The organism is Endozoicomonas gorgoniicola (assembly GCF_025562715.2).
GTDB classification, from domain to species: Bacteria; Pseudomonadota; Gammaproteobacteria; order Pseudomonadales; family Endozoicomonadaceae; genus Endozoicomonas_A; species Endozoicomonas_A gorgoniicola.
The window spans coordinates 4,924,028-4,947,913 of sequence record NZ_JAPFCC010000001.1 but is presented as its reverse complement, the minus strand read 5'-3'; the positions used below and the strand labels follow the sequence as shown (position 1 = coordinate 4,947,913).

The following is a 23,886-nucleotide window of genomic DNA, read 5'->3' as shown; positions in this document are numbered from 1 at the left end:
CGGTGTTTGCGTTAATCCCTGATGCCTCTGGAATCTCAGAGGCGTTACGATTCTCTGCTGAATATTTCAGGTAGGGAGTCAGGATATGCGGATGGTGCTATCAGCCTTTTTAAAACTGGCTGCAATTGCTTCTTTAGGTTACTGGTGGATGTGGCTGTTTTTGGGAACGGCTTATTATTACCTGATCCAGCATGACTCTCTATGGTCTTCCGTGCAGTCCGGTGCGGGCATGATGCTGGTGGTTTTTGTGATTGGCATGCTGAGCGTTCAGCTCTCGGAAATGCTGGTTCCCATGGAAGAATATAGTGACTGATTCTAAAGGGCAGCTTCAGCTGCCCTTTTGCGTTTTAATGCTTTTTATCATTCCACGGGTCAACGTGTATCAGTACCTCAAGAATATGAGGCCCTTCTTCCAGCAATAACTTTTCAACCGCTAACGCAATATCATGCCCCTGATTGACGGTCAGAGTGCCATCAACGTTCAGGTGCATATCCACAAACAACCCACCATGGTAACGGCTTCTTAACCGGTGAATGCCCTTAACGCCCTCAACGGTGACTGCAAGCTCATGGAGCCGCTCGATAATGTCTTCTGAAGCTCCGGTATCTACCAGAGAACCCAGTGCAGGGGAACAGATTTTAAAGGCTGAAAACAGGATAAACAGCGCAATAATGAGCGCACCCGCCAGATCAATCCAGGCAAACTGAGGCAGAAACATTGATACCAGCACCGCAATGGCAGCGGGTATTGAGCTTAACGCATCGCTTCGATGGTGCCACGCGTTGGCAATCAGAGCTGACGAGTTAACCTGTTTGCCTTTGTGTCGAGTCCAGTGGAACAGAACTTCTTTGGAAACCATGGAGATCAGTGCGGCAACCAGAGCAACAGGTCCTGCATTGGAAATATTTCCTTCATCCCAGGAAGAAAAAGCATCCCAGGCTATGCCAATGCCTGTACCAACCATTAGAACCCCAATAAACAGGGTAGCCAGGGTTTCAAAGCGTTGATGCCCGTATGGATGTCGACTGTCGGCAGGTTTTGACCAGATTTTTACACCGGCAAGCACCGCAAAGTCACTGACAAGGTCGGAAAGGCTGTGCAAACCATCAGCCACCATAGCCCGGCTGTTGCCCAGTGTTCCCGCCAGAATTTTCAGAACAGAAAGAGCCAGGTTAACGATTAAGCCAATCCCGGTTGTAACAGTAACAGTGTGTGCTGTCAGCTCTGTGTTATGAACAGACGGCGATAGTTGTGTATCAGTCATTGAGTCCATGGTTATAGGCATTTTTATGAGTTTTCCGACTGTAACCTTAAGATGACCGGATCGGTTTGAAAATACCGGATTACCCTGTTTCCCCCCTTTTGCTGATAAGCCCCCATTGACCTCATGCAGATAGACCGATAAGGTTCACGGCCTGCAAATTATGTACTTTCGTACATATTCTATAAACGACAGCGGTTTCAAACGAGGAGTCTCTTTTTATGAGTACCCGGGAATACCCACTGCCGGGAATGATCGTCTTTTCTCTGTTCTTCTCCGGCATGGCCATCGCAGCAGTTCTGGCTGCAAAAATCATCAATGTTGCCGGCTTTGCCGTACCTGCGGGTGTGCTGGCTTACGCAATTACCTTTGCCTGCACCGATATTATCGGTGAAGTCTACGGCGAAAAAGTAGCGCGTAAAATGGTATTGGCGGGTTTTGTTGCCATGATTTCAGTGACCTTGCTGATTCAGCTGGCTATCGTCTGGCCAGCCGCCTATTTCTGGCAGGGACAGGAAGTGTTCGAACAGGTATTAGGCAACAGCCCACGTATTATCATTGCCAGTATGGTGGCTTATATTTCCAGCCAGTATCTGGATATCACTATTTTTAGCCGTTTGAAAAAGGCGACCAATGGTAAACACCTGTGGCTGCGTAACAACGCTTCTACGTTCTCTTCTCAACTGATTGATTCAGCCGTTTTTGTAACGATTGCCTTTTATGGTGTGTTTCCGATCAGTGAAATGATTATTGGACAGTGGATCGTTAAAATGCTGATTGCGGCGATTGATACACCTGTTGTGTATATGGGGGTATCGGTGCTGAAGAAACAAATTGTTTCAGAAGTACAGACAGCTTACGCCTGATATGCACTCTTAATCGGCATTCCAAGCCGTCTGGTTTGTCCAGACGGCTTAAGACGTATAATTTATTCCCTGCTGCTTATCTCTTTCCATCACTAAAGATACAATCAAATATTTTCCAGTCATCTGTCGGAATTTGTGAGTGTCTTACCCAATGTCGTTTTTCTCTAAAGCTGCTTTGCTGGCAGGCCTCTGTGCCATTTCATTTCAGGCGTTTTCTGCACCTTCTGCACCGAAGAGTTTCTCACAGGCCAAGCGTGAAGCTGAAAAAATCTACCATACCCATATGACCAGCTTTTACTGTGACTGCGAGTTCAGGCGCGAAGGTAAAAAGCTGGTTCCCGATCTTGAATCCTGTGGTTATGAAATACGCAAGCAGGAAGCTCGCGCCAACCGCATTGAATGGGAACATGTCGTACCTGCCTGGGAGTTTGGTCATCAGCTACAATGCTGGCAGGATGGCGGTCGCAGAAACTGTGGCAAGAATGAAAAATTTCGCCGTATGGAAGCCGACCTGCACAACCTGACCCCGGCGGTGGGTGAAGTGAATGGTGATCGGTCTAACTACCGGTTTGGCTTTCTTCTCGACACACCGGAAATGTACGGGCAGTGTGACTTTAAGGTGAACTTCAAAGAACGCAAGGCGCAGCCCCCCATAGCCAAACGGGGCAAAATTGCACGAATTTATCTGTATATGGAAGACCGTTACCCATTCCGGCTCAGCGACGGCCAGCGGAAGCTTTACGAAGCCTGGGACAAAATGTACCCACCGACTGAGTGGGAGGTTCAGCGCAATGACAAGATTTCGCGGGTTCAGGGCTGGGAGAACCCTTACGTTTCAGCACATGCCGGATAGTCTGACTCTTAGGTATGATAATATAACTCGATTCATTAACGCTTCCGGATTTTATCAGAATGGAACAAACCGTTATTGGCGACGACGGAATAGAACGCCAGTCATTGCGAGCGTACACAGAAAGTGCCTACCTGAATTATTCCATGTACGTCATTCTGGATCGGGCTCTGCCTCATATTGGCGACGGGCTTAAGCCGGTGCAGCGTCGTATCGTCTATGCGATGAGTGAACTGGGTCTGAAGAATACGGCCAAGTTCAAAAAGTCTGCCCGTACCGTGGGTGATGTGCTGGGTAAGTTTCATCCCCATGGCGACAGTGCCTGTTACGAAGCCATGGTGCTGATGGCACAGCCGTTTTCCTATCGCTATACGCTGGTGGACGGTCAGGGCAACTGGGGTTCTCCTGACGACCCCAAGTCGTTTGCAGCGATGCGTTACACCGAATCCCGCCTGACGAAATACTCGGATGTTCTGCTGGGTGAGCTGGGACAGGGTACCGTAGATTGGTTACCTAACTTCGATGGCACGCTGGAAGAGCCTTCCATTCTGCCTGCCCGCCTGCCCAACCTGCTGCTGAACGGCACCACGGGTATTGCGGTCGGTATGGCTACTGATGTTCCTCCCCATAACCTGAGCGAAGTCGCCGATGCCTGTGTGCATCTGCTGGAAAACCCGAAGGCAACGATTGCAGAGCTGGTTGAACATATTCAGGGACCAGACTATCCGACAGACGCTGAAATCATCACGCCCCGTGAAGACATTCTCAAAATGTACGAACAGGGTCGTGGGTCTATCCGGATGCGTGCGGTTTATCAGAAGGAATCGGGCGATATCATTATTACCGCCCTGCCCCACCAGTGTTCAGGTGCCAAGGTGCTGGAGCAGATTGCAGCCCAGATGCAGGCGAAAAAGCTGCCAATGGTGGCTGACCTGCGTGATGAGTCTGACCATGAAAACCCTACCCGCCTGGTGATCGTTCCCAAGTCCGGCCGCATTGATGTGGAAGGCCTGATGAATCACCTGTTCGCTACCACTGATCTGGAAAAGACCTATCGGGTCAATATGAACATGATTGGTGTCAATGGTCGGCCACAGGTTAAATCACTGGATCGTATGCTGACCGAATGGTTGTCGTGGCGGACTGACACGGTGCGTCGGCGTTTGCAGTATCGTCTCGACAAGGTGCTGGCACGCCTGCATATTCTGGAAGGATTATTGGTAGCTTTCCTGAATATTGATGAAGTGATCGATATTATTCGCAGTGAAGACAAACCCAAAGAAGCCCTGATGGCAAAGTTTGGGCTGTCTGAGTTGCAGGCTGATGCCATTCTGGAGATCAAGCTGCGTCAGCTGGCAAAGCTTGAGGAGATGAAGATTCGTGCTGAGCAGGAAGAACTGGATAAAGAACGTAAGCAACTGGAGCTGATATTAAGCTCCGAGCGTCGTTTGAAGACCCTGATCAAGAAAGAAATTATTGCGGATAAAGAGAAATATGGCGACGAACGTCGTTCACCCATTGAACAGCGTCAGGAAGCCAGGGCTTTGTCTGAGACAGACTTGATGAGTTCAGAGCCTGTTACCATCATTCTGTCGGAAAAAGGTTGGGTGCGTTGTGCCAAAGGTCATGAAGTCGACCCTTCTACCATGAACTACAAGTCGGGTGATAAATATCGACTGTCGGCACGAGGCAAGAGTAATCAGTCGTCTGTCTTTATCGATTCCACCGGACGCGCCTATTCGGTTCAAACCCATAGCCTGCCCTCTGCCCGTGGTCAGGGCGAGCCTTTAACGGGACGTGTCAATCCACCTTCCGGCGCAACCTTTGAAGGGTTATGCGTGGGGGATACCAGTAATTGTTACCTGATGGCATCAGACGCCGGTTATGGGTTTGTGGTTCAGCACGGCGATATGGTCAGCAAGAACAAAGCGGGTAAGGCGCTTCTTACCCTGCCCAAAAATGCCAGAGTGATGTCGCCTGTACCCGTACAGGGTGAAGAACAGCTGCTGGCGGCCATTACCAATGAAGGCAGAATGCTGGTGTTCCCATTGTCTGAGCTGCCAAAACTTGGTCGGGGCAAGGGTAATAAAATTATCAGTATTGCAACGGCAAGGGCGGCAGAGCGGGTTGAAATTCTGGTTGCCCTGGCGGTCTTCAGCAAAGGCGATTCACTGGTGCTACGGGCGGGTAAACGTCATGTGACGCTGAAGCCGACAGATATTGAGCACTATCATGGTGAGCGTGGGCGTCGGGGTAACAAGTTGCCCAGAGGTTTCCAGAAGGTAGACAGTGTTGAAGTGGCAGGCGACAGTGAATAGTTAAATCCACTGCCTTGTCAGCAGGACGTGGTTAGGGAAGCGTTAAACCCTGATACCACAGCCTTTGATAACCAGGTTGCACAAATGATCAGTTGCAGCCTGGATATCGTTTTCACTGAGTTCTTCCTTCCCTAAGACAGAGGCTACCTGGGGGTTGTAGTCTACGTAATATTGTGTGGTTGCCCAAATGGTAAACATCAGATGCAACGGGTCGACCGGGTCCATTTTTCCCTGCTCAATCCAGGCCTGAATCACTCTGGATTTGTCGTTGATCCAGACTTTAAAATGTTTGAAGTGTTCTTTAAGGTGCTGACCTCCGTGAAGGATTTCACTGCTGAAAATGCGGGAAGCACTCGAATGAGCCAGACAGTATTGCATCTTGGCGTTAATGTATTGTCGTAATGCTCTGGCTGGATCATCCTCTGGATTCAGTCCGCTGAAAACCGCTTCCCACAAATCCATTATGTGGGAGAGTACGGCACTGTACAGGTCCATTTTGCTGTTGAAGTAGTAGTGTACATTGGCTTTAGGAAGCCCTGCCCGGTTCGCAATGTCACGGATCGAAGCCCCTTTGAACCCACTGATCACAAATTCGTCTTCAGCGGCTTTGAGTATGACCTGGATATTTTTCTGTCGGGCCCGGCTGGTCTTTATTCCTGTATGCCCAATAGTGGACGCAGAAGATTGCATGACAGGTACCATGTTTAAGTTGTGAGTTATGACTGTCGAGTACCAATATAGACAAGGGCTACATAATTGCCATTCAATAACTTCAGTTTTTAAACGTCCAATGACTTATAAGTGAAAGGTGGCAGTTAATATAAAGTAATTATTATTCAGTGAAATAGAGACAAGAATGAAGTAGCAGTAGTCGACTGTCGTTTTAAATCAAGGTCTGGGCGCATAGTCAAAAACATCTGAGTGCATACTCTGTCGATTAAAGCCAGCTCTTTCAATAGCGTCTGCCGTCGTATAAACCATTTGTGGCGATCCACTCAGATATATATGACCTCTGAGTAGCCGGTCTTTGTCAGCCAGGATGGCATGATAGAGTAAACCATGACGTCCACACCAGTCGTCATCGGCATCACTGACCACCGGGTGGTAATGGATACCTCTGGCTGACCATTCCACAGGCAGGTAGGGCAGGTAGAAATCAGCAGGCGTACGAGCGCCCCAGTACAGATGAATGTCTCCGGAGTGTTTCAGGTTCAGGCAGTGTTCTATCATGCTTTTCATCTGGGCGAAGCCTGTGCCTGCCGCGATAAACACCAGAGGCGTCTCCGGCAGGGGCTCTGGCAGAAAGCAGTTGCCTGAAGGCATACGAACATCAACGCATCCGTTATCAAGCTGATCAAACAGTAAAGTCGAGTTTAAACTGTCTGGCAGTTTTTGTATGTGCAGTTCAAGCTCTTCCTGCTGGTTTAACGGTGCGCAGGCGATGGAAAAGGCGCAGGGCTGTTTGTTGGGTAAAAGAATTTCCAGGTATTGCCCGGCCCGGTAAGGCGGTACAAAACCTGACCGGGGTTTCAGGATAATCCGGTAAATGTCAGAACCTGCCGGATGAATGTCGGTTACATCAAAAGCCTGTTCCGAAACGTTATTGCTCATTGTCATTATTCCTCTGGAAAAATGCCCAGTTCCTGCCAACGATCGTCGACCCGGTTTTTAATGTCATCGCTCATGGTGATGACCCTGCCCCACTCACGGTCCGTTTCACCCTGCCATTTATTGGTTGCGTCAAAACCCACCTTTGAACCTAAACCAGCGACAGGAGAGGCAAAGTCCAGGTAATCAATGGGCGTGTTCTCAATAAATACGGAGTCTCGTTTGGGGTCCATTCTGGTGGTCATTGCCCATATTACGTCATTCCAGTCCCGTGCATTCACGTCATCGTCAGTCACGATCACAAACTTGGTATACATAAACTGCCTGAGAAATGACCATACTCCCAGCATAATACGCTTGGCGTGTCCCGGATACTCTTTACGCATGGTGACAACGGCCATGCGATAGGAGCAGCCTTCCGGTGGCAGGTAGAAATCCACAATTTCCGGAAACTGTTTTTTCAGAATTGGAACAAACACTTCATTCAGCGCGACCCCAAGTACGGCGGGTTCATCGGGTGGACGGCCTGTGTAGGTGCTGTGGTAGATCGGCTCTTTGCGGTGGGTGATGCAGTCAACAGTGAACACCGGAAAGGATTCGACTTCGTTGTAATAGCCGGTATGGTCACCATAGGGACCTTCTTCTGCCAATTCCCCCGGATGGATATGCCCTTCCAGAACAAACTCGGCACTGGCTGGTACCTGCAGATCGCTGGTTTTGCATTTGACCAGTTCGGTTCGGGAACCACGCAGAAGACCTGCAAACGCATATTCTGACAGGGAGTCCGGAACCGGTGTCACAGCGCCAAGAATGGTGGCCGGGTCTGCGCCTAATGCAACGGCAACAGGAAAGGGCTTATCCGGATGTTTTTGCTGCCAGTCCCTGTAATCAAGAGCGCCGCCACGATGAGACAGCCAGCGCATAATCAGCTTGTTGGGTCCAAGCAGCTGCTGGCGATAGATGCCCAGGTTCTGGCGGTCTTTTTCAGGACCTTTCGTGATGACCAGAGGCCAGGTGACAAGGGGGGCGGCGTCGCCGGGCCAGCAGGTTTGTATGGGCAGTCGGCTTAAATCAACCTCATCACCTTTCAGGACCTCTTCCTGGCAGGGAGCGTTGTTGACCACCCTGGGGCCCATGTTTAGAACCTGCTTGAAAATCGGAAGCTTCTGCAAGGCATCTTTAAAGCCTTTGGGGGGATCGGGCTCTTTCAGGTAAGCGAGTAACTGCCCGACTTCTTTCAGGGCGCTGACATTGTCCTGCCCCATACCCAGGGCTACTCGTCGTGGTGTACCAAACAGATTGGTTAACACCGGCGTATCAAAGCCTTTAGGGTTTTCAAACAGTAGTGCCGGTCCCTTTTTACGCAGGGTTCGGTCGCTGATCTCGGTCATTTCCAGGTAAGGGTCGACTTCAGCGGAAATTCGTTTCAGTTCGCCCTGCTGTTCCAGCAATTGGATAAAATCTCGAAGGTCCCTGTATTTCATGGATTCTACTGCCGGGAGGTTATCGTTATAGGGGCTGATTGTATTGTTATCAGGAAGGGAGGCTTTTCTACAGAAACGGCTACGGGGTAGCTGTTTCTGTAGAAAAAGAAGAAGACTTACTTGCGCTTCATGGCCTGGAAGAACTCTTCATTGGTCTTGGTGTGCTTCATACGATCCAGCAGGAATTCAACGGCCTGTATTTCATCCATTGGGTGCAGGATTTTACGCAGAATCCACATGCGCTGCAGCTCTTCTTCCGTGGTCAGCAGGTCTTCACGACGAGTACCGGACTTGTTAATACCGATAGCCGGGAACACACGCTTTTCAGCGATGCGACGGTCGAGGTTCAGTTCCATGTTACCGGTACCTTTAAATTCCTCGAAGATCACTTCGTCCATCTTGGAGCCGGTATCCACCAGTGCGGTGGCTACGATGGTCAGGCTGCCGCCTTCTTCAATGTTACGGGCAGCACCAAAGAAACGCTTCGGACGTTCCAGGGCATGGGCATCCACACCACCGGTCAGAACCTTGCCGGAAGATGGAATGACGGTGTTGTAAGCACGTGCCAGACGGGTAATGGAGTCGAGCAGAATGACAACGTCTTTCTTGTGCTCAACCAGTCGCTTGGCTTTCTCCAGTACCATTTCGGCCACCTGAACGTGACGTGATGGTGGTTCGTCAAACGTGGACGCGACCACTTCTCCACGAACAGAACGTGCCATCTCTGTCACTTCCTCAGGACGTTCGTCGATCAGCAGTACAATCAGGTGACATTCAGGGTTGTTACGGGTGATGTTGGCTGCAATATTTTGCAGCATCAGGGTTTTACCGGCTTTTGGCGGAGATACGATCAGACCGCGCTGACCTTTGCCGATTGGGGAGACCAGATCAATAATTCGACCGGTCAGGTCTTCTGTAGAACCGTTACCCATTTCCATCACCAGACGATCCTGCGGGAACAATGGCGTCAGGTTTTCAAACAGAATTTTATTGCGGGCATTTTCAGGCTGATCAAAGTTAATTTCGTTAACTTTCAGCAGCGCGAAATAACGCTCACCTTCTTTTGGCGGGCGAATTTTACCCGAGATGCTGTCGCCGGTTCTCAGGTTAAAACGGCGGATCTGGCTTGGGGATACGTAAATATCATCAGGGCCTGCCAGATAGGAACTGTCGGCAGATCGCAGGAAGCCAAAGCCGTCCTGGAGGATTTCCAGAACGCCTTCGCCAAAGATGTCTTCCCCGCTGCGGGCATGGCGCTTGAGGATAGAGAATATTACGTCCTGCTTTCGTGAACGGGCGAGGTTGTCCAGGCCCATTTCATTGGCTTTTGCCAGAAGCTCAGGAACAGATTGTTTCTTTAGTTCGGTAAGATGCATAACAGTTTGAGAACGTTATATTGAAAGGTAGTGGCCGTCGTAGTTGCAGGAAAATCAGGTATTATTGAGATTATTATTTTAAGGATCGCTTAATGCCAATCCCTGCGAAAGCTGTTTACAGCCTTTCAGCTACAGCCCGATGTTTAGGTCATGTACTTGAATTAAGTGAGTGTTGGCTCGAAAGAATTCAAAACAAGCCCGGCCGGAAATAATTCTATTGACTGTCATTGTACCAATTTATCAATCGTTGGCGTCTGACATGTGTCACTCCAACAGTCTATATCCTTTTCTGGAAAATAATCAAGAACTAGTGTCTCGTCAACTTTAAATAGGTTTTATTATTCTTTTTTCTGCTCAGTACGTTGAAAGGTCTGTCTGAGTTGCATTGACGAACGTAGCGCAATGATGAAAGTAGCGCAATGCTGGTGCAGGCATCAGGCAGACCGCCGGATGAAAATACCAAAATAACATCCGGCCATTTCTGGCTTGCCTGTTCCCTGAAAAGGATCAGAGGTTACTGTCCAGAAATGCAGTCAGCTGAGATTTGGACAGAGCGCCGACTTTAGTCGCTTCTACATTGCCGCCCTTGAACAGCATCAGGGTCGGGATACCGCGCACGCCATATTTGGGTGGAGTGGCTTCGTTTTCGTCGATGTTCAGTTTGCAGATCTTCAACTTGCCGTCGTAGTCCTGGGCAATTTCATCCAGAACCGGTGCAATCATTTTGCAGGGGCCGCACCACTCTGCCCAGTAGTCGACCAGTACCGGTCCGTCAGCCTTCAGTACGTCCTCTTCGAAGGAAGCGTCTGTCACATTGACAATATCGCTCATGGAATGGGTCTCCTAGCCATTTGCATTCAGTTTCGAAATCATAGCAAACGGTCTGCCTGAGAAACAATTGTTCGAATTTTTAAATTTGCATGGTTTTGCAGGATCAGCCAGGAATTAATGATCTGTTATGTGAGACAAGCCGCCTTCTGTTATGCTGAGTCCGGCTTTCAAGTAAACACACCCTTGCAGTAAAGGATCATGAGAGAAATCGGTCAAAGTGAGACAGACGGCCAGCCTTTGGTAGCGGCTATTGATCTGGGGTCTAACAGTTTCCATATGATTGTGGCCCGGGTCGACCAGGGAGAAATCCGGCCTGTGGAACGGTTGGGCGAGAAAGTTCAGCTAGCCGCCGGGCTGGCAAAAGATGGCAGTTTGTCTGATGCAGCCATGGAGCGTGGACTTAACTGTCTGGCACAGTTTGCCCAGTACATGAAAGGCAGAACGTTTCAGGCCATCAGAATTGTTGGCACCAATGCGCTGAGAAAAGCCAGAAACAGCGACGAATTTGTTCGACGTGCCGCAAAAATTTTGCCTTATCCCATTGAAATCATTGCCGGGCGCGAAGAAGCGCGACTGATTTATCTGGGGGTTGCCCAGACTCAGGCTGATGATAATGATCGCAGACTGGTGGTGGATATTGGCGGTGGCAGTACCGAACTGATCGTTGGTGAGCGCTTTGAACCCCGGCTGCTTGAGAGCTTGCACATGGGGTGTGTGACGTTCAATGACCGCTTTTTTTCCGGTGGGCATTTGTCGCCGGAACGTTTCCAGTCAGCTTATTATGCCGCCCGACTGGAACTGTTGAATATAGAGAAAACGTATCGGGAGCTTAGCTGGGAAGATGCTGTGGGGTCCTCAGGGTCTATTCGTACGGTCAGCAGTATCCTTCAGGCAATGGGCGAAGGGGATGTTATTACCCGGGAACGACTGAATAAACTGAAACATGATCTGCTGGTATTCAACCGCACAGATCGTATCCGCTTTTCCGGACTGAAGCCCGAACGGCAGACGATTTTCCCTGCAGGCCTGGCGATTTTAATCGCCTGTTTTGATGCGTTTGATATTGAGCAGATGCAGTATTCCGATGGCGCTCTGCGGGAAGGGGTGTTGTACGACATGCTGGGGCGTGACCGGCATGAAGATGTTCGTGGCCGGACGATTTCTGCCCTGATGAAACGTTATCATGTGGACCAGAGCAATGCGGAAGCGGTTCGTCAGCATGCTTTGTGCTGCTTTGATCAGGTGGCAGAAAAATGGGGATTAGGCCAGGGCGAAAGGGAGTTACTGTCCTGGGCTGCCCTGGTGTGCGAAGTCGGGCTGGATATTTCCCATTCCCAGTACCATCGTCATGGTGCTTACCTGATTCATCACTCCGATTTAATGGGCTTCAGCAAGGAGCAGCAGCGCAAGCTGGCTCTTCTGGTCAGAGGACACCGGCGCACAATCCCCAGGACGTTGATTGACAGTGATGATGAAGAAAGCAGGTTGTTGAAACTGACCATTCTGCTACGAATCGCCATTGTGCTGAATCATATCAAAGGTGCGGATAACGGGTTTACCTACTCTCTTGAAGCTGACAATAAAAAGCTGACGGTTTCTTTCCCTAAGAAATGGCTGAAACAGCATACGCTAACGGCAGCGGATTTTGAGCGGGAGCGAATCGAACAGATTCGGGTAGGGTACTGGCTGGTTGTTGACTGATTATCTGGCTGGGCTTTGCTCAGCCGTATCCGGTTTGTTATGAACGGGCGATCTCTGGTGTGACATCAAAATCGTGATACTCCTCACTGTCTCTGGTCAACATAATCACAGCACCATCAATCAGGTTGGTACAGGCATCATGCGCATGAGCGCTGTCGTTCAGAAGGGAGCTGGCCATATAGGCATCAACCTGACCGGAACGAATCAATTCATTCAGGGCTGTGTTGGTTTGCTTGTCCTGCTCCCTTAGCTCCTGTTTTAACTGGTCAGTATGCTCACGAATATGGCTGTACCGGCGTTTTACGCCCAACAGGTCAACCAGTTTCAAAACCGACGCAATGCAGAGCCTGAGCTGGTTGTATTGCTCCCGAATCTGCTCATTTTCTGAATCGGTGTACTTACCCATATTTTTATAAATATGCTTTACGTGCTTGATGGCCTGTACAAAATCTCTGCAGGCCACTTTCAGGGCAAACAGTTCCTGAGCCTGTTGCTTTGGCAGGCGACCTTCAAGCGCTCCGGAATACTGGATGATATCGGCATAAATGCCTTTGATATGGCGGATATACAGGTCCTTGATAGTCCAGGGCTGCTCTTCTCTTTTCCAATTTTTGACCAGCTCTTCCAGATTGTCGGTTTCTCGCAGTTTTTCACCAGATAGATAGATGCTATAACAGATGATTTCCAGTGCGTTGCGGTACAAGTGTGCGCACTCCCTCGTCATAGCCCGCATAGCGGTATCCGGATAACTGAGTGTAACCGGGTTAAGGTAGATCGCTTTTTCCGGCTCAGTTCCATCGTGACTGGCAAGGTTGAGGGGTTTTGCTGCAGACTGATCGCGGAATAGAGACTGTAACCATTTCACCATCAAACCCAGAAATGGAAGCAGTATCAGCATGCCCAGAATGTTGAACAGAGTATGGAAAATAGCCAGTTTGAGTGTGTAGTTGTTACTGGCAACACCATGGTATTCGGCAATCTGATTAACCAGGTTGATCAGGGGCTCAATCAGGATAATGGCAAGCAGTGCAGTAATCACATTGAAGGCCAGGTGTGCGACGGCCAATCGTTTACCTTCGGCATTGGCACTGATTGCGCCTAAAATAGCGGTAATGGTGGTACCTATGTTGGAGCCAATAGCGATGGCCAGAGCGTTTTCGTAAGAAAGCTGACCAATCGCCAGAGCAGAGAAGGTGAGTACCATTGTGGCATTGGTCGACTGCATGATAACGGTGGCGACCATGCCAATCATGGTGTAAACCATCAGCCCGGCAAAACCGTCCATGGCGTATTCGGCAAGGTCTATTGCACTTTTAAAGGCTTCGAAGCCTTCTTTCATATAGTGAATGCCCAGAAACAGAAAGCCGATGCCAAGAAGAATAAAGCCACAACCATTAAGTTTTTTCGCCCGTTGAGTTTTCAGCAGCAAGCCAATCACAAGCATTGGCATAGCGTAGGCAGATAATTTTACTTTCAGACCAAACACGGCAACCAGCCATGCGCCTGCTGTACTGCCCAGGTTGGCACCGAAAATAATACCCACACCGGCTGCCAGCCCAATCAGTCCTGCGCTGAGAAATGAAATAACAATGACGGAAACCAGCGAGCTTGATTGCAAAATGGCTGTTGAAACAATACCAAAGCTGAGACTTTTCCAAACTTTGTCAGTGGTTTTTTGCAGAATATTTTCCAACAGCCCACCAGTGAACACCTTGAATCCCTGTTCAAGGTAAACCATGCCAAACAGAAATATAGCGACTCCGGCAGCAATGATTTTGAACTCCGGGCTGACCCAGAACCCGTAAATCAATAGCAGCAGGGCTGATGGTAAAAAAAGTCGACTAAGCATAAAGCCTCATCCATTGGTAGCTACTCAGGCTATAGGCTGATTTATCGGCGTTACGGTGCAGGCTCTACAGTGTTCAGTGGCGAATTTTTACGTTTATGGCAGCCTGTGTCAGGTGTCTTCAATCGGTCGTAAAAATGTCATTAAAGTGTCTACAGCGGCTACCGATAATAGAGGCTCAGGATTTTGAGCGGGCTAAGAAAAGCAATGAATGGCACTTTAAGAGTAAAAGACCGAAATACATTTGAAGAAGGTCGTTTGTTCCAGAGTTTGAAAACGGGTTGGGTGAAAGTATTGATGGATAATGGGGAAGTCAGGGAATATCGCCCGGCAGACCTTATTGCGTCCATTGGTTCTGCATTGCAGGAAACGTTGCAGGAAGTGCCTTTCAAAAAAGTCAGGCAAAACGACCATGGCTGCTGACTATAAAAATGCAATTTTTACCATCAGTACTGCAATAAAAAGACCGTTTTTTCATATGAGAAGATAATGTCTGAGTGTTAATTACATTTCTGTTTTTCGCAGTCACACTCTGCCTTTTGCTCCTTATCGTTTCAAAGAACTCAATGTTTGAGAATAACGATAATTTTTGCCTTAAAAAAATTTCGAAATAAATAATGACAGCTATTATACAGGCTGTTGTTATTATTATTGCGAGTGAGTGTTGAAAAAGCACGCAAAAAAAGTATCCAGCGCTGGTCGTATAAGTGGTTTTCGTATCGTTAAATAGCCATGGTCGTACGGCAAGGTGGTGTAATCTATGAACTGAAAGTCTATTCCACTGAATCAATGGCTGGCTTTATGTCATGGATATTCCACTTGAGTTATGCGTAACTTGTCAACAGTTACCTGGTGTTAGGGAGGATAGATGGTTTTTGTTAAACACCGCTGCAGCTCAGGATTACCAAAGGCTCAGCAGGCATTTAATAATGTACCTTCTATCTGGATTGGCCACTGAGGTAGAGTAATGAATATATTCGAAGAACTTCATCACAGATTAGGCAGCAAAACCAGAATTCGCTCTCTTTTCAAAGACGTGAATGCTGAAGAGATGGAGCGAATAATAAATCGTATGAATGAGGTACTGCAGGAAAAGTTCAATGAGAAAGAGGCCGAAGAGGTCAAGCGCGAAGAGAAAAAGCGCAGTATCGAAGAAATCAAGAAAGCCATGGCCGAACGGGGCCTGTCTATTTCTGACCTAAGCCTGCTGGATGAAATGGGGAAAGAATCCAAGCGCAAGCGCAATGTCAGCAAGCACAACTTTGAATACCAGACCATATCGGGAGACATTGTTCGCTGGTATGGTTCAACGACCGGGCGCCTGCCCAAAGATTTCCAGGACTACCTTGATCGAACGAACAAGAAGCGAACCGACTGTATAGTTGATAACGACTAGGGGTCAGCAGGGCAGCCTTAAGTCCGACAGACTCCTGATATAACGGTTAATCTGAGTACACCCTGTGCATAGATTTCCATACAGGCACAGGGTGTGTTCTGCTCAAAAAATTCACTTCAATTCTGAGATAAATGAACCACTCAACTACTAAGCATTGATCTACTCTATTCGGCAGGCCGAATATCGAATGCAAAGAGTAGTGGTGTACCTTATGCTAAATCAATCGCTTCCTGCGTTTATAGTGGCAGTTTTAAGTGGTTATTGCGGAGCATCCCCTGTAACCAGTGGCAGTCATCAGCCGGTGGATCCTTTCAATCCCTGTGATCCGGTTCATTACGATACGGTCATAGAAGCATCACCGGGAGACGATCTGCTCGTTCACCTCGAATCAATCAGACGCTCTTTACCCAGACGCTCTTTACCGAAAACGCCTTCGGCAGATTTTGGTTTACCTGACTCGAGTTTTTATTTTGAGCCGGAGACTAACAGAAGAACAGAACAACATTATCGTTTTGAACGGCGTATAAAAAAAATGCTCTCTCAATTTAAAACAACAAAAAACGATATCATACCTCTTAACAGTGATGACGAAGACTCTATATTTTCCGGATCAGGATCAGGATCTGGCGGGATTCAGGACTATTCAGGAACCGGGTCGCTAGGTGGTACCAGGCTGCCGATCGCACTCCTTCTTCTGAAAGCCTCTAAAGTTCCCTATGAAATGAAAGATTCAATGGACATTTCGGATTTTTCTCTGACAATCTGCAGCCTTGGTCAAAGCCATCAGAATGGTATTATGCCGGGAATAGAAAGCGACAAGCCTGCGACTGTTAAGCTCGCTCCTGCTTTATCAGTAACTGGCTCCGACTCTGCTGATGCCAAATCTCAGAAAGCCTGGTTTTCTGTCACAGGAAAAGCAGGGCTGTCTATTTTTGGTGTGTTTTTGAATGCCTTTGAGTCAGAGGGCAATTTTCCACTTATTTATGCTGAGGGAAAAAGCATCATAATCATAGGCTGGTCAGATATTATTCGAACCACTTCTAAGCCAAAAAATATACTGAATTCAAACAGGAGTATGATGGTTGTAGAGCGGGGAACACTGGTTCCCAGAATACACATTGCCCACTCACGGCTTTACAGCAACCTGCACAAGGGGAGTATTATCAAATCGAAAGCCGTCCCCAACTCAATACCCTCGATAAGAAAAAATAAAATCTTTATAAGCGTATCCAATTCTTATCTTTATGTGCCAAAAGGTGATAGTGCTTTTGATACGGGGGCTCTCACGACCCTGATCAGAACCAGTGTTAACAACTACTTTTCATCGACCCCTGACCACTATAAATACTTCGTGCAAATGAATTCAGATAACCCTTTAAAGCTGTTGAACAACCATGACGCTTATAGCGACAATATTGATATGACGGGTTATATATCGTCTACCTCTTCAGAGATGTCAGGGCATTCATCATTTACACAAAGCTATAGCTCTGCCCGCACTAGCTCTGCCCGTACTGTTACAGCATGGATTATTCCTTTAATCCTGCCTTTTGCTTTTGCCTTGTTTTGAGTGGATCAGTTTTGAAGATGCACGATCAGGGAGCGCATCCACAACGCTAAATCACTGATGCTATCAAGGATTAAAAATAAGAGCGCCACATCAACCGGGTCGATGTGACGTTCAAGCTGGCAGGCGTGGAGCCTGATTTCCTGACTGGTGTCTCTAAGTTCGTCAGTGTAGAGTGCCAGCTGCTTTCTTAACCTGTGCAGAGAACTCTTGTGCCGTTTTCTGTATCCGCTGGCACTTAACTGCTCAAGCTCGTCGATGCCCTGCCTGAGTTGACAGGTCGTTTGACCAAACTGACGGGCCAGCACATTTATGGGTACTATCAACTCCGATGGCAGGTTAAGAGGCCGGTAACCCAGTCGCTCTGACAGACGACAAATTTCATGGGCGAGAGCGCTCTGTATTTGTAGTGTGTTAATCACCACGTCTTTGGGCTGAGAGGTGATGAATGGCTGATGGAGACGCTGTAGTGTTTCATGTTCCAGCTTTTCGAGCTGACCGGGAAAAGCCTTTATCCACTTAGAAGAATGAGCATTAAATGATTGGTCGGAGTTCAGGTTGTGAAACTGCTGGTTTAGATGTAACAGTGCATCCAGTATTAATTCGCGATGCTGGAGCAACGGCTTGAACGGTGAGCCGGAGAATAGTTTGGTAAAGGTTTTGAAATCCATGAAGGCTCTATCGACCGACGACACGGCCAAATGAGCCTTCAATGGTTAAGGCAACTGCTGACAGTTGCTTCTGATAGTGACTTCTGACAGCTGCTTCAAATAGTTACTGCGGGAGATTACGTACCAGCAGAGACATCTCGTCTGGCTGAACACCTTCCGGTACCGGAATTTTCACCTTATGACCGGAGCCAGGAGCCACAGAAACAGATTCACCGTGTTTGTTTTCGATGTTATCCAGGGTGAAGGCAATATTTCCCTTTGGTGTCATCAACTCCATGGTGTCACCGGTTTCGAAGCGGTTCTTCACGTCGATAGTGGCTTGTTGTCCGTCGAAGTCGAGGATGTCCCCGACAAATTGCTGTTTGTTCCCACGGGAGTTGCCGGTCTCATAGTTCTGGTATTCGTCGTGAACATGGCGGCGATAGAAACCTTCGGTAAAGCCGCGATTAGCCAGATTTTCCAGCGTATCCATTGCACTCCTGTCAAACGGGCGACCTGCGGCGGCATCGTCGATCGTTTTCCGGTAAACCTGTGCAGTACGAGCCACGTAGTAGAATGACTTGGTGCGCCCCTCAATTTTCAGGGAGTGAATTCCCATATCGGTCAGGCGGTGGACGTGCTGTACAGCTCGCAGGTCTTTGGAGTTCATGATGTAGGTGCCATGCTCATCTTCAAAAGCAGGCATGTATTGCTCAGGGCGACCTTTTTCCTGCAAAAGCACAATCTGGTCTGTTGGTGCGCCCTGCCCCAGAGTGGGTTGAACCATTTCAGGCTTTGCCAGTGGCACTACCTCACCCGTGTAGCTTTCTGTTGCAGCATGGGGCTGATACTCCCAGCGGCAGGCATTGGTGCAGGTACCCTGGTTGGGGTCACGTTTGTTGATATAACCAGACAACAGGCAGCGGCCTGAGTAAGCAATACACAGGGAGCCATGGACAAACACTTCGATTTCCATCTCCGGCGCTTCTTCACGAATTTCCTGAATCTCATCCAGAGACAGTTCGCGGGACAGGATGATGCGCTCAACCCCCTGCTTCGCCCAGAACTTGACGGTGGCAAAGTTAACGACGTTGGCCTGTACCGACAGATGCACTGGCATATCCGGCCAGGTTTCACGCACCATCATGATCAGACCAGGGTCTGACATAATCAGAGCGTCCGGCTTCATCGCGATCACCGGCTCCATATGCTTCAGAAAGGTTTTTACCTTGCTGTTGTGGGGCGCGAGATTGCTGGCGAGATAGAACTTCTTGCCCCGGGCGTGAGCTTCGTTAATGCCGTTCTCAAGGTTTTCCAGCTTAAAGTCGTTGTTGCGAACACGCAGGCTGTAGCGAGGCTGGCCAGCGTATACAGCGTCGGCACCGTAAGCAAAGGCGTAACGCATGTTTTTCAGGGTGCCAGCGGGGGAAAGGAGTTCAGGTTTCATCGATCTGATTATGCTCTGTTTGCAGGACAGGGGGCGCATTATATCAGTGGCAGGGTTTGAGGAAATAAGCAGTTTTGCAAACAACTTCAGGTAGCCGTCAGATAGCCATAAGGTTAGCTACCTGACAGAGACAATGGGTTAGACCTCGAAGGTTTGCATAAGGCGTGTGTCGTCTTTCAGGCGGATATGAACGTTAACCCTGCGCCAGGATACGGTGCCTTCTTTTACCAGCACTCTTGCCATTGGTCCTGCCGGAGTCCGATCCGCTGTCACAACAATTTTGCCACCCTTCTGCTGAAACTCTGCCGATGCCCCTTTATCCAGATAAACCTGAACAGCCAGTTCACTGGCTTCCGATGCTTCGTGTGTCGTAAAGGTTTCGCTTAACGCCTCAATCTGGTCGAAAGCTTTTTCAGCGACAACTTCAGAGGCGGTTTCGGATAACGTGTTGTGGTACATCATAATCAGTCAAAAGCTCTTACTGATGGGGTTCGGCGCACTTATCATGAATAATTCGTCTGCGCTGGTCGAGAGGGAGTTTTACTGAAAACGATTACATATTTCAATAAATCAATTGAATAGTTATGCATTTTTTCTGAAAAATTTACAGGCACAAAAAAAACCAGACCGGATTGAATCGGGTCTGGTTTTTTTGAGAAACCGTCGATCTTACTTGATCTTGTGTTCCTTGTACTCGACGTGCTTGCGCACAACAGGATCGTATTTCTTGAATACGAGCTTGTCTGGAGTGTTACGCTTGTTCTTGTTGGTGGTGTAGTAGTGACCAGTACCAGCCGTAGAAACCAGCTTAATCTTCTCGCGAATACCTTTTGCCATGACTTATTGCTCCCGCTGTCTTAGATTTTTTGACCGTTGGCGCGCATGTCAGCCAGAACAGCGTCGATGCCTTTCTTGTCGATGATGCGCATGCCTTTGGAGGAAACACGCAGGCGTACAAAGCGATTTTCGCTCTCAACCCAGAAGCGCTTGGAGTGCAGGTTAGGCACGAAGCGACGACGAGTTTTGTTTTGCGCGTGGGATACGTTGTTCCCAGTAACCGGGCGCTTGCCGGTAACCTGACAAACTTTGGACATTATGATGGCCTCTCAAAGCTATCTGTCTAAACAATGATCCAGCCATCAGGCCGGAAAACTAAACTGAATTCCAGAGTCTGCTTATTCCAGCCCAAACAGCCATGAGCCAGAAAATACGCTTTATTAAGCTCTTTATTAAGCTATAAAACCGCATTTCCTTATTAAATCATGAGCCAGAGCTCTCAGCAGTTACCCTCAAACAAAGATCGGGCTTTATACCAGAGTCAAGCCTTAATCGCAAGTTGGCACCGGGCGAACTTCTACCTACAACCCCTTGTGAAATGCTGGTCTCGCAAGACATTGAGGCCATCAGCAGGGGATTTATTGTACGGTTGACTTAATTCAGCAAACCTCTTTCAGCCAGGGACACAATCTGACCCCGGCCGACAATCATATGATCCAGACATTTAATGTCAATCAGTTCTAATGCCTGTTTGATGATCCGGGTAATACGAATATCAGCCTGGCTGGGTTCCGGGTCGCCGCTGGGATGATTATGGCTGAGAATAACCGCACTGGCATTTAACGCCAGAGCCCGCTTCAGAATCTCCCGAGGGTAAACTGCTGCAGAGTTTATAGTGCCGTAAAACAGTGTTTCCAGCACAATCACCCGATGGCGTGTATCCAGAAACAGACAGGCAAACTGCTCGCTGGTCTGGCCTCTGAAATGCATTTGCAAATATTGCCGGGTGCTGTCGGGGCTGGTCAGTGCATCGCCCTCCTTTACCCGGTGTTCCAGTACACGCTGACAGATGGCCAGAATCGCCTGCAATTCAGCGATTTTGGCCTGTCCAAGCCCTTTAAAACGTTTGAGCTGGGCTGGTCTGGCGCTCAGCAGCCCATCCAGTGAGCCAAAATGATGAATCAGCGTTCGGGACAGCTCGATCACTCCCACACCCTTAGAGCCCGTTCTGAGCAGAATAGCGAGCAGTTCAGTGTCACTTAAGGACTCAGCCCCATGGTTTAACAGTTTCTCTCTGGGGCGCTCAGAGGGCGGCTGAGAGGCTTGGCTGTGAGAGTCAGGCATGAACAACGGGTTCTCAGATGAATGTGTTCATATCTGACAGGGAAGACAGGAGAAAATTCCATTCCAGGTGACTTGACCGTTTTTTTTCAGAGACAAATAAGAGCGTCAGCTCCCAATTGAGAGGGCTGGTTAAAACGATTAAAGTTTATAAATTATCTTATACTATAAGATATGAATACAATAAGCTGGTCTAATAAAGCCCGGAAACAACTTCTGAAGCTGCCAAGGCAGGATGCCAGCAAAGTTTACAGGGAAGCGTCAGCTCTGGAACACTTCCCGGCGTGTCAAAACATAAAAAAACTGACTAACCACCGGCACGATTACCGGTTAAGGGTGGGTCGATACAGAATCTTTTTTAATTTCGACGGCGGCATACGCATTGTCACCATCGAGGAGGTAAAACTCAGAAATGAACATACCTACTGACGTTCAAATCATTACCCATTCCGGTAAACCTGCCTTTGCGGTTGTGCCTTACGACCAATGGCTGCAACTGACCGGGCAGAATAACGAGGTCTACTTCCCTCACGAAGTCGTAGGCTTTCAGCTAAAGGGTCATAGTCTGATTGCTGCATGGCGTAAACATAAAAAGCTGAGTCAGGAACAGTTGGCTGACCGGCTGGGGATCAGCCAGAGCGCAATGGCACAGATTGAAAAGTCTGATTCAAAACCTCAAACGAAGACCCTTGAACGGGTTGCTAATGCCCTTGGCATCAGTACATTGCAGCTAAAGGAATAGCGGTTAACTGACTTACCCTTTCTGAGTTAACACGGCATTCGCTCGTGTCGGCAAGTTCAGCTAGTGCTGACAAGCGTTTATATCCATACAACCGCCATTCCCGCGAAGGTTTTGCATGCATGGTTTTTAGCGCTTAGCTGAACTAGCCCTGCCAAACAGCCTCTCTCTCAGTAACCAATGCACTCTTTGATTAAAATAGCCGCCTGAGATTCATCCTTGCCCGTTATGCGCAGAGTAATGCTTTCATCCCGTCTGATTGAACTCATCAGCCCGCTGCCTGAGTGGATATCAGTCACAGTATTATTCGCTTCAAACACTACTTTGCTGTCGAACAGGCCGCAGACCTTCATAAACTTGTGATAGCGATTTTTGATGTTGAGTGCGGTGCCTGAGTTAATAGTTAATGTCTTCATAATCCTGTCAGAAAGCGAATAGCTCTCTCTCCCTGTATAAATAAAAATGGCCTTAAACACACAGAACTGTTTTTGGTCAAATGTTTTACTGCTGTGGTTGTCGTTTATGCAGCTGTATCAATATATCAGATCAACTTTTAGCCATTGCTGGATAAAGCTATTCATTATTTAGTTATTTTTTGAGCAAGATCATATGATCTGACGATGTTCATATGATTGTCGATTTTATCGGGCATTATTTTGATCTGAGTCAATAATCCGGTGCCTGACATCGTCAGAAGGTGTTCATTCGATCTTGTGCTGAACATAATGTGGCCGCTCAGCAAATGATGAGGAAAAAATGGAGTCTATTGATTGCACAGAGTTTGACACGGAGTTACTGACCAGGGTTTCTATTCTCTATTATCAGGAAGGCTGGACTCAGGATCACATTGCCAGAGAGCACAAAATATCAAGAATAAAAGTCGGCCGCTTACTGAAGAAAGCCCGGGACCATGGCATTGTTGAAATCAATATCAGGCATCACCCGGTTTACAGCACCAACCTCGAACAGCAACTTCAGAAAGCCTTCGGATTAAAGACGGCACTTGTCGCCATTGACCAGTCCTCGGAAGAAAAGCAGAGAAAGCAGGTGGCGAGGGTCGTTCTCAAGTACCTGTCGGATACATTGCGAGATGGTGATGTCGTTGCGGTAGGTCAGGGAAGAAATATTGCCGCCATTGCTGAAACCAATACATTTGTTCACCCCCGTAACGTTCGTTTCGTGTCAGCCATTGGAGGAACGCATCCGGCAGGCGACGAGATCAATGCTGACCATATTTGCCGGAAGCTGGCTAAATGCTTTGACGGCGTTTCCGAGACTCTTTATGCCCCGGCTTTTGTTGATTCCCCGAAACTGGTGGAACAGCTGAAGCAGAATGACACCGTCAAGCAGGCTCTGGACCGAGCCCGCAAAGCAGATGTTGGCATTGTGGGTATTGGCGATCTGAACGAAAACAGTCATATGGTAAATCTGGGCTGGTTCAGTGCTCAGGACCTGGTGAATGCACGACGGGAGCAGGGAGCAGTGGGCGATATGATGGGTTACGACTTCTTCCGGCTGGATGGCAGCTGCGTTGAATCCAGTATAAAAGGTCGAATCATTGGCCTGACAACCTCTGAATTAAAACAGATGCCAGAAGTGATAGGCATAGCCAGTGAAAACTCAAAAGTTCTGGCTACCTTTGGTGCCTTACAGACAGGCAGCATCACTATTCTGGCGACAACCGTTAACAATGCTCTGGCTTTACTGAGTCTGGCTGAAAAAGCACTGTAGTCATCGCACAGAATGCCTGCATGGACAAAATAACAAAGCAGGATAACGACTGTTATCTTTCAACCATTTCAGACAAAATAGCCCGGATAAAATTCT

General features: G+C 48.3%; 25 protein-coding genes. 11 read left to right on the top strand and 14 right to left on the bottom strand.

Going from position 1 to position 23,886, the window contains the following annotated elements; translation table 11 throughout:
• The first annotated feature begins 91 nt into the window (after positions 1-91).
• Positions 92-313, top strand: coding sequence for a hypothetical protein (locus NX722_RS22135; protein ID WP_265442377.1), 222 nt, complete (start codon positions 92-94; stop codon positions 311-313).
• A gap of 34 nt (positions 314-347) precedes the next feature.
• Here NX722_RS22135 and NX722_RS22130 read toward each other — a convergent pair whose 3' ends face one another.
• Positions 348-1,265, bottom strand: a complete 918-nt coding sequence (locus NX722_RS22130) for a cation diffusion facilitator family transporter (protein ID WP_262565044.1) — start codon at positions 1,263-1,265, stop codon at positions 348-350.
• A gap of 218 nt (positions 1,266-1,483) precedes the next feature.
• On the opposite strand from NX722_RS22130, the gene NX722_RS22125 reads away from it, so the two are divergent.
• The 3 genes from NX722_RS22125 to parC all read left to right on the top strand — a co-directional run bounded on the left by NX722_RS22125 (position 1,484) and on the right by parC (position 5,296).
• A complete protein-coding gene (locus tag NX722_RS22125; protein WP_262565043.1) occupies positions 1,484-2,128 on the top strand; it encodes a queuosine precursor transporter in 645 nt (214 codons plus the stop codon).
• Positions 2,129-2,279: 151 nt separating this feature from the next.
• The gene (locus NX722_RS22120; protein WP_262565042.1) at positions 2,280-2,981 is read left to right on the top strand and encodes an endonuclease; all 702 of its coding nucleotides are present in this window, start codon (positions 2,280-2,282) and stop codon (positions 2,979-2,981) included.
• 59 nt (positions 2,982-3,040) lie between these two features.
• A complete protein-coding gene (gene parC / locus NX722_RS22115; protein ID WP_262565041.1) occupies positions 3,041-5,296 on the top strand; it encodes a DNA topoisomerase IV subunit A in 2,256 nt (751 codons plus the stop codon).
• A gap of 42 nt (positions 5,297-5,338) precedes the next feature.
• Here parC and NX722_RS22110 read toward each other — a convergent pair whose 3' ends face one another.
• The 5 genes from NX722_RS22110 to trxA form a co-directional block, all read right to left on the bottom strand.
• Positions 5,339-5,986 carry a TetR/AcrR family transcriptional regulator gene (locus tag NX722_RS22110; RefSeq protein WP_262565040.1) on the bottom strand — a complete coding sequence of 216 codons (648 nt, stop codon included), beginning with the start codon at positions 5,984-5,986 and terminating at the stop codon, positions 5,339-5,341.
• 198 nt (positions 5,987-6,184) lie between these two features.
• Positions 6,185-6,907: an NAD(P)H-flavin reductase gene (locus NX722_RS22105; RefSeq protein ID WP_262565039.1), complete on the bottom strand. Its 723-nt coding sequence runs from the start codon at positions 6,905-6,907 to the stop codon at positions 6,185-6,187.
• A gap of 5 nt (positions 6,908-6,912) precedes the next feature.
• Positions 6,913-8,388 (bottom strand): 4-hydroxy-3-polyprenylbenzoate decarboxylase, encoded by a 1,476-nt coding sequence (gene ubiD, locus NX722_RS22100; RefSeq protein ID WP_262565038.1) that lies wholly within the window; start codon positions 8,386-8,388, stop codon positions 6,913-6,915.
• Positions 8,389-8,504: 116 nt separating this feature from the next.
• A complete protein-coding gene (rho, locus tag NX722_RS22095; protein WP_262565037.1) occupies positions 8,505-9,764 on the bottom strand; it encodes a transcription termination factor Rho in 1,260 nt (419 codons plus the stop codon).
• Between the two features lie 507 nt (positions 9,765-10,271).
• A complete protein-coding gene (trxA, locus tag NX722_RS22090) occupies positions 10,272-10,595 on the bottom strand; it encodes a thioredoxin TrxA (RefSeq protein WP_262565036.1) in 324 nt (107 codons plus the stop codon).
• A 198-nt stretch (positions 10,596-10,793) separates the two neighbouring features.
• Between trxA and ppx the strand changes: the two genes are divergently transcribed.
• Positions 10,794-12,296: an exopolyphosphatase gene (gene ppx, locus NX722_RS22085; protein WP_262565035.1), complete on the top strand. Its 1,503-nt coding sequence runs from the start codon at positions 10,794-10,796 to the stop codon at positions 12,294-12,296.
• Between the two features lie 37 nt (positions 12,297-12,333).
• On the opposite strand, the gene NX722_RS22080 is transcribed toward ppx, so the two are convergent.
• On the bottom strand, positions 12,334-14,145 hold the full coding sequence (locus NX722_RS22080; RefSeq protein WP_262565034.1) for a Na/Pi cotransporter family protein: 1,812 nt from the start codon (positions 14,143-14,145) through the stop codon (positions 12,334-12,336).
• Between the two features lie 204 nt (positions 14,146-14,349).
• Here NX722_RS22080 and NX722_RS22075 point away from each other — a divergent pair, with 204 nt between their 5' ends.
• The 3 genes from NX722_RS22075 to NX722_RS22065 all read left to right on the top strand — a co-directional run bounded on the left by NX722_RS22075 (position 14,350) and on the right by NX722_RS22065 (position 17,108).
• The gene (locus tag NX722_RS22075; protein ID WP_262565033.1) at positions 14,350-14,565 is read left to right on the top strand and encodes a hypothetical protein; all 216 of its coding nucleotides are present in this window, start codon (positions 14,350-14,352) and stop codon (positions 14,563-14,565) included.
• 544 nt (positions 14,566-15,109) lie between these two features.
• On the top strand, positions 15,110-15,538 hold the full coding sequence (locus tag NX722_RS22070) for an H-NS histone family protein (RefSeq protein ID WP_262565032.1): 429 nt from the start codon (positions 15,110-15,112) through the stop codon (positions 15,536-15,538).
• Positions 15,539-15,749: 211 nt separating this feature from the next.
• Entirely contained in the window at positions 15,750-17,108 is a 1,359-nt protein-coding gene (locus NX722_RS22065) for a GPW/gp25 family protein (RefSeq protein WP_262565031.1), read from the top strand.
• Between the two features lie 5 nt (positions 17,109-17,113).
• Here NX722_RS22065 and NX722_RS22060 read toward each other — a convergent pair whose 3' ends face one another.
• From NX722_RS22060 to radC, 6 genes are all read right to left on the bottom strand, one after another.
• Positions 17,114-17,818, bottom strand: coding sequence for a hypothetical protein (locus tag NX722_RS22060; RefSeq protein WP_262565030.1), 705 nt, complete (start codon positions 17,816-17,818; stop codon positions 17,114-17,116).
• A gap of 61 nt (positions 17,819-17,879) precedes the next feature.
• A complete protein-coding gene (trhP, locus tag NX722_RS22055; RefSeq protein WP_262565029.1) occupies positions 17,880-19,202 on the bottom strand; it encodes a prephenate-dependent tRNA uridine(34) hydroxylase TrhP in 1,323 nt (440 codons plus the stop codon).
• A gap of 138 nt (positions 19,203-19,340) precedes the next feature.
• Positions 19,341-19,664: a hypothetical protein gene (locus NX722_RS22050; RefSeq protein WP_262565028.1), complete on the bottom strand. Its 324-nt coding sequence runs from the start codon at positions 19,662-19,664 to the stop codon at positions 19,341-19,343.
• Between the two features lie 207 nt (positions 19,665-19,871).
• Positions 19,872-20,039 carry a 50S ribosomal protein L33 gene (rpmG, locus tag NX722_RS22045; RefSeq protein ID WP_034879088.1) on the bottom strand — a complete coding sequence of 56 codons (168 nt, stop codon included), beginning with the start codon at positions 20,037-20,039 and terminating at the stop codon, positions 19,872-19,874.
• A 20-nt stretch (positions 20,040-20,059) separates the two neighbouring features.
• A complete protein-coding gene (gene rpmB, locus NX722_RS22040) occupies positions 20,060-20,296 on the bottom strand; it encodes a 50S ribosomal protein L28 (protein WP_034879091.1) in 237 nt (78 codons plus the stop codon).
• A 337-nt stretch (positions 20,297-20,633) separates the two neighbouring features.
• Complete coding sequence (gene radC / locus NX722_RS22035) at positions 20,634-21,323, bottom strand: RadC family protein (protein WP_262565027.1); 690 nt, start codon at positions 21,321-21,323, stop codon at positions 20,634-20,636.
• A 171-nt stretch (positions 21,324-21,494) separates the two neighbouring features.
• Here radC and NX722_RS22030 point away from each other — a divergent pair, with 171 nt between their 5' ends.
• Positions 21,495-21,749, top strand: a complete 255-nt coding sequence (locus tag NX722_RS22030) for a type II toxin-antitoxin system RelE family toxin (RefSeq protein WP_262565026.1) — start codon at positions 21,495-21,497, stop codon at positions 21,747-21,749.
• Entirely contained in the window at positions 21,733-22,062 is a 330-nt protein-coding gene (locus NX722_RS22025; protein WP_262565025.1) for a helix-turn-helix domain-containing protein, read from the top strand. Before NX722_RS22030 ends, NX722_RS22025 begins: the two co-directional genes overlap by 17 nt.
• Before the next feature lie 167 nt (positions 22,063-22,229).
• On the opposite strand, the gene NX722_RS22020 is transcribed toward NX722_RS22025, so the two are convergent.
• Complete coding sequence (locus NX722_RS22020; RefSeq protein WP_262565024.1) at positions 22,230-22,475, bottom strand: HPr family phosphocarrier protein; 246 nt, start codon at positions 22,473-22,475, stop codon at positions 22,230-22,232.
• 340 nt (positions 22,476-22,815) lie between these two features.
• Here NX722_RS22020 and NX722_RS22015 point away from each other — a divergent pair, with 340 nt between their 5' ends.
• Complete coding sequence (locus tag NX722_RS22015; RefSeq protein ID WP_262565023.1) at positions 22,816-23,790, top strand: sugar-binding transcriptional regulator; 975 nt, start codon at positions 22,816-22,818, stop codon at positions 23,788-23,790.
• The last annotated feature ends 96 nt before the right edge of the window (positions 23,791-23,886 follow it).

Excerpts from the sequence above, each read along its gene's own strand:
- NX722_RS22135 (WP_265442377.1), top strand. The coding sequence starts at position 92 with ATGGTGCTATCAGCCTTTTTAAAACTGGCTGCAATTGCTTCTTTAGGT.
- NX722_RS22130 (WP_262565044.1), bottom strand. The coding sequence starts at position 1,265 with ATGACTGATACACAACTATCGCCGTCTGTTCATAACACAGAGCTGACA.
- NX722_RS22125 (WP_262565043.1), top strand. The coding sequence starts at position 1,484 with ATGAGTACCCGGGAATACCCACTGCCGGGAATGATCGTCTTTTCTCTG.
- NX722_RS22120 (WP_262565042.1), top strand. The coding sequence starts at position 2,280 with ATGTCGTTTTTCTCTAAAGCTGCTTTGCTGGCAGGCCTCTGTGCCATT.
- parC (WP_262565041.1), top strand. The coding sequence starts at position 3,041 with ATGGAACAAACCGTTATTGGCGACGACGGAATAGAACGCCAGTCATTG.
- NX722_RS22110 (WP_262565040.1), bottom strand. The coding sequence starts at position 5,986 with ATGCAATCTTCTGCGTCCACTATTGGGCATACAGGAATAAAGACCAGC.
- NX722_RS22105 (WP_262565039.1), bottom strand. The coding sequence starts at position 6,907 with ATGAGCAATAACGTTTCGGAACAGGCTTTTGATGTAACCGACATTCAT.
- ubiD (WP_262565038.1), bottom strand. The coding sequence starts at position 8,388 with ATGAAATACAGGGACCTTCGAGATTTTATCCAATTGCTGGAACAGCAG.
- rho (WP_262565037.1), bottom strand. The coding sequence starts at position 9,764 with ATGCATCTTACCGAACTAAAGAAACAATCTGTTCCTGAGCTTCTGGCA.
- trxA (WP_262565036.1), bottom strand. The coding sequence starts at position 10,595 with ATGAGCGATATTGTCAATGTGACAGACGCTTCCTTCGAAGAGGACGTA.
- ppx (WP_262565035.1), top strand. The coding sequence starts at position 10,794 with ATGAGAGAAATCGGTCAAAGTGAGACAGACGGCCAGCCTTTGGTAGCG.
- NX722_RS22080 (WP_262565034.1), bottom strand. The coding sequence starts at position 14,145 with ATGCTTAGTCGACTTTTTTTACCATCAGCCCTGCTGCTATTGATTTAC.
- NX722_RS22075 (WP_262565033.1), top strand. The coding sequence starts at position 14,350 with ATGAATGGCACTTTAAGAGTAAAAGACCGAAATACATTTGAAGAAGGT.
- NX722_RS22070 (WP_262565032.1), top strand. The coding sequence starts at position 15,110 with ATGAATATATTCGAAGAACTTCATCACAGATTAGGCAGCAAAACCAGA.
- NX722_RS22065 (WP_262565031.1), top strand. The coding sequence starts at position 15,750 with ATGCTAAATCAATCGCTTCCTGCGTTTATAGTGGCAGTTTTAAGTGGT.
- trhP (WP_262565029.1), bottom strand. The coding sequence starts at position 19,202 with ATGAAACCTGAACTCCTTTCCCCCGCTGGCACCCTGAAAAACATGCGT.
- NX722_RS22050 (WP_262565028.1), bottom strand. The coding sequence starts at position 19,664 with ATGATGTACCACAACACGTTATCCGAAACCGCCTCTGAAGTTGTCGCT.
- rpmG (WP_034879088.1), bottom strand. The coding sequence starts at position 20,039 with ATGGCAAAAGGTATTCGCGAGAAGATTAAGCTGGTTTCTACGGCTGGT.
- rpmB (WP_034879091.1), bottom strand. The coding sequence starts at position 20,296 with ATGTCCAAAGTTTGTCAGGTTACCGGCAAGCGCCCGGTTACTGGGAAC.
- radC (WP_262565027.1), bottom strand. The coding sequence starts at position 21,323 with ATGCCTGACTCTCACAGCCAAGCCTCTCAGCCGCCCTCTGAGCGCCCC.
- NX722_RS22030 (WP_262565026.1), top strand. The coding sequence starts at position 21,495 with ATGAATACAATAAGCTGGTCTAATAAAGCCCGGAAACAACTTCTGAAG.
- NX722_RS22025 (WP_262565025.1), top strand. The coding sequence starts at position 21,733 with ATGAACATACCTACTGACGTTCAAATCATTACCCATTCCGGTAAACCT.
- NX722_RS22020 (WP_262565024.1), bottom strand. The coding sequence starts at position 22,475 with ATGAAGACATTAACTATTAACTCAGGCACCGCACTCAACATCAAAAAT.
- NX722_RS22015 (WP_262565023.1), top strand. The coding sequence starts at position 22,816 with ATGGAGTCTATTGATTGCACAGAGTTTGACACGGAGTTACTGACCAGG.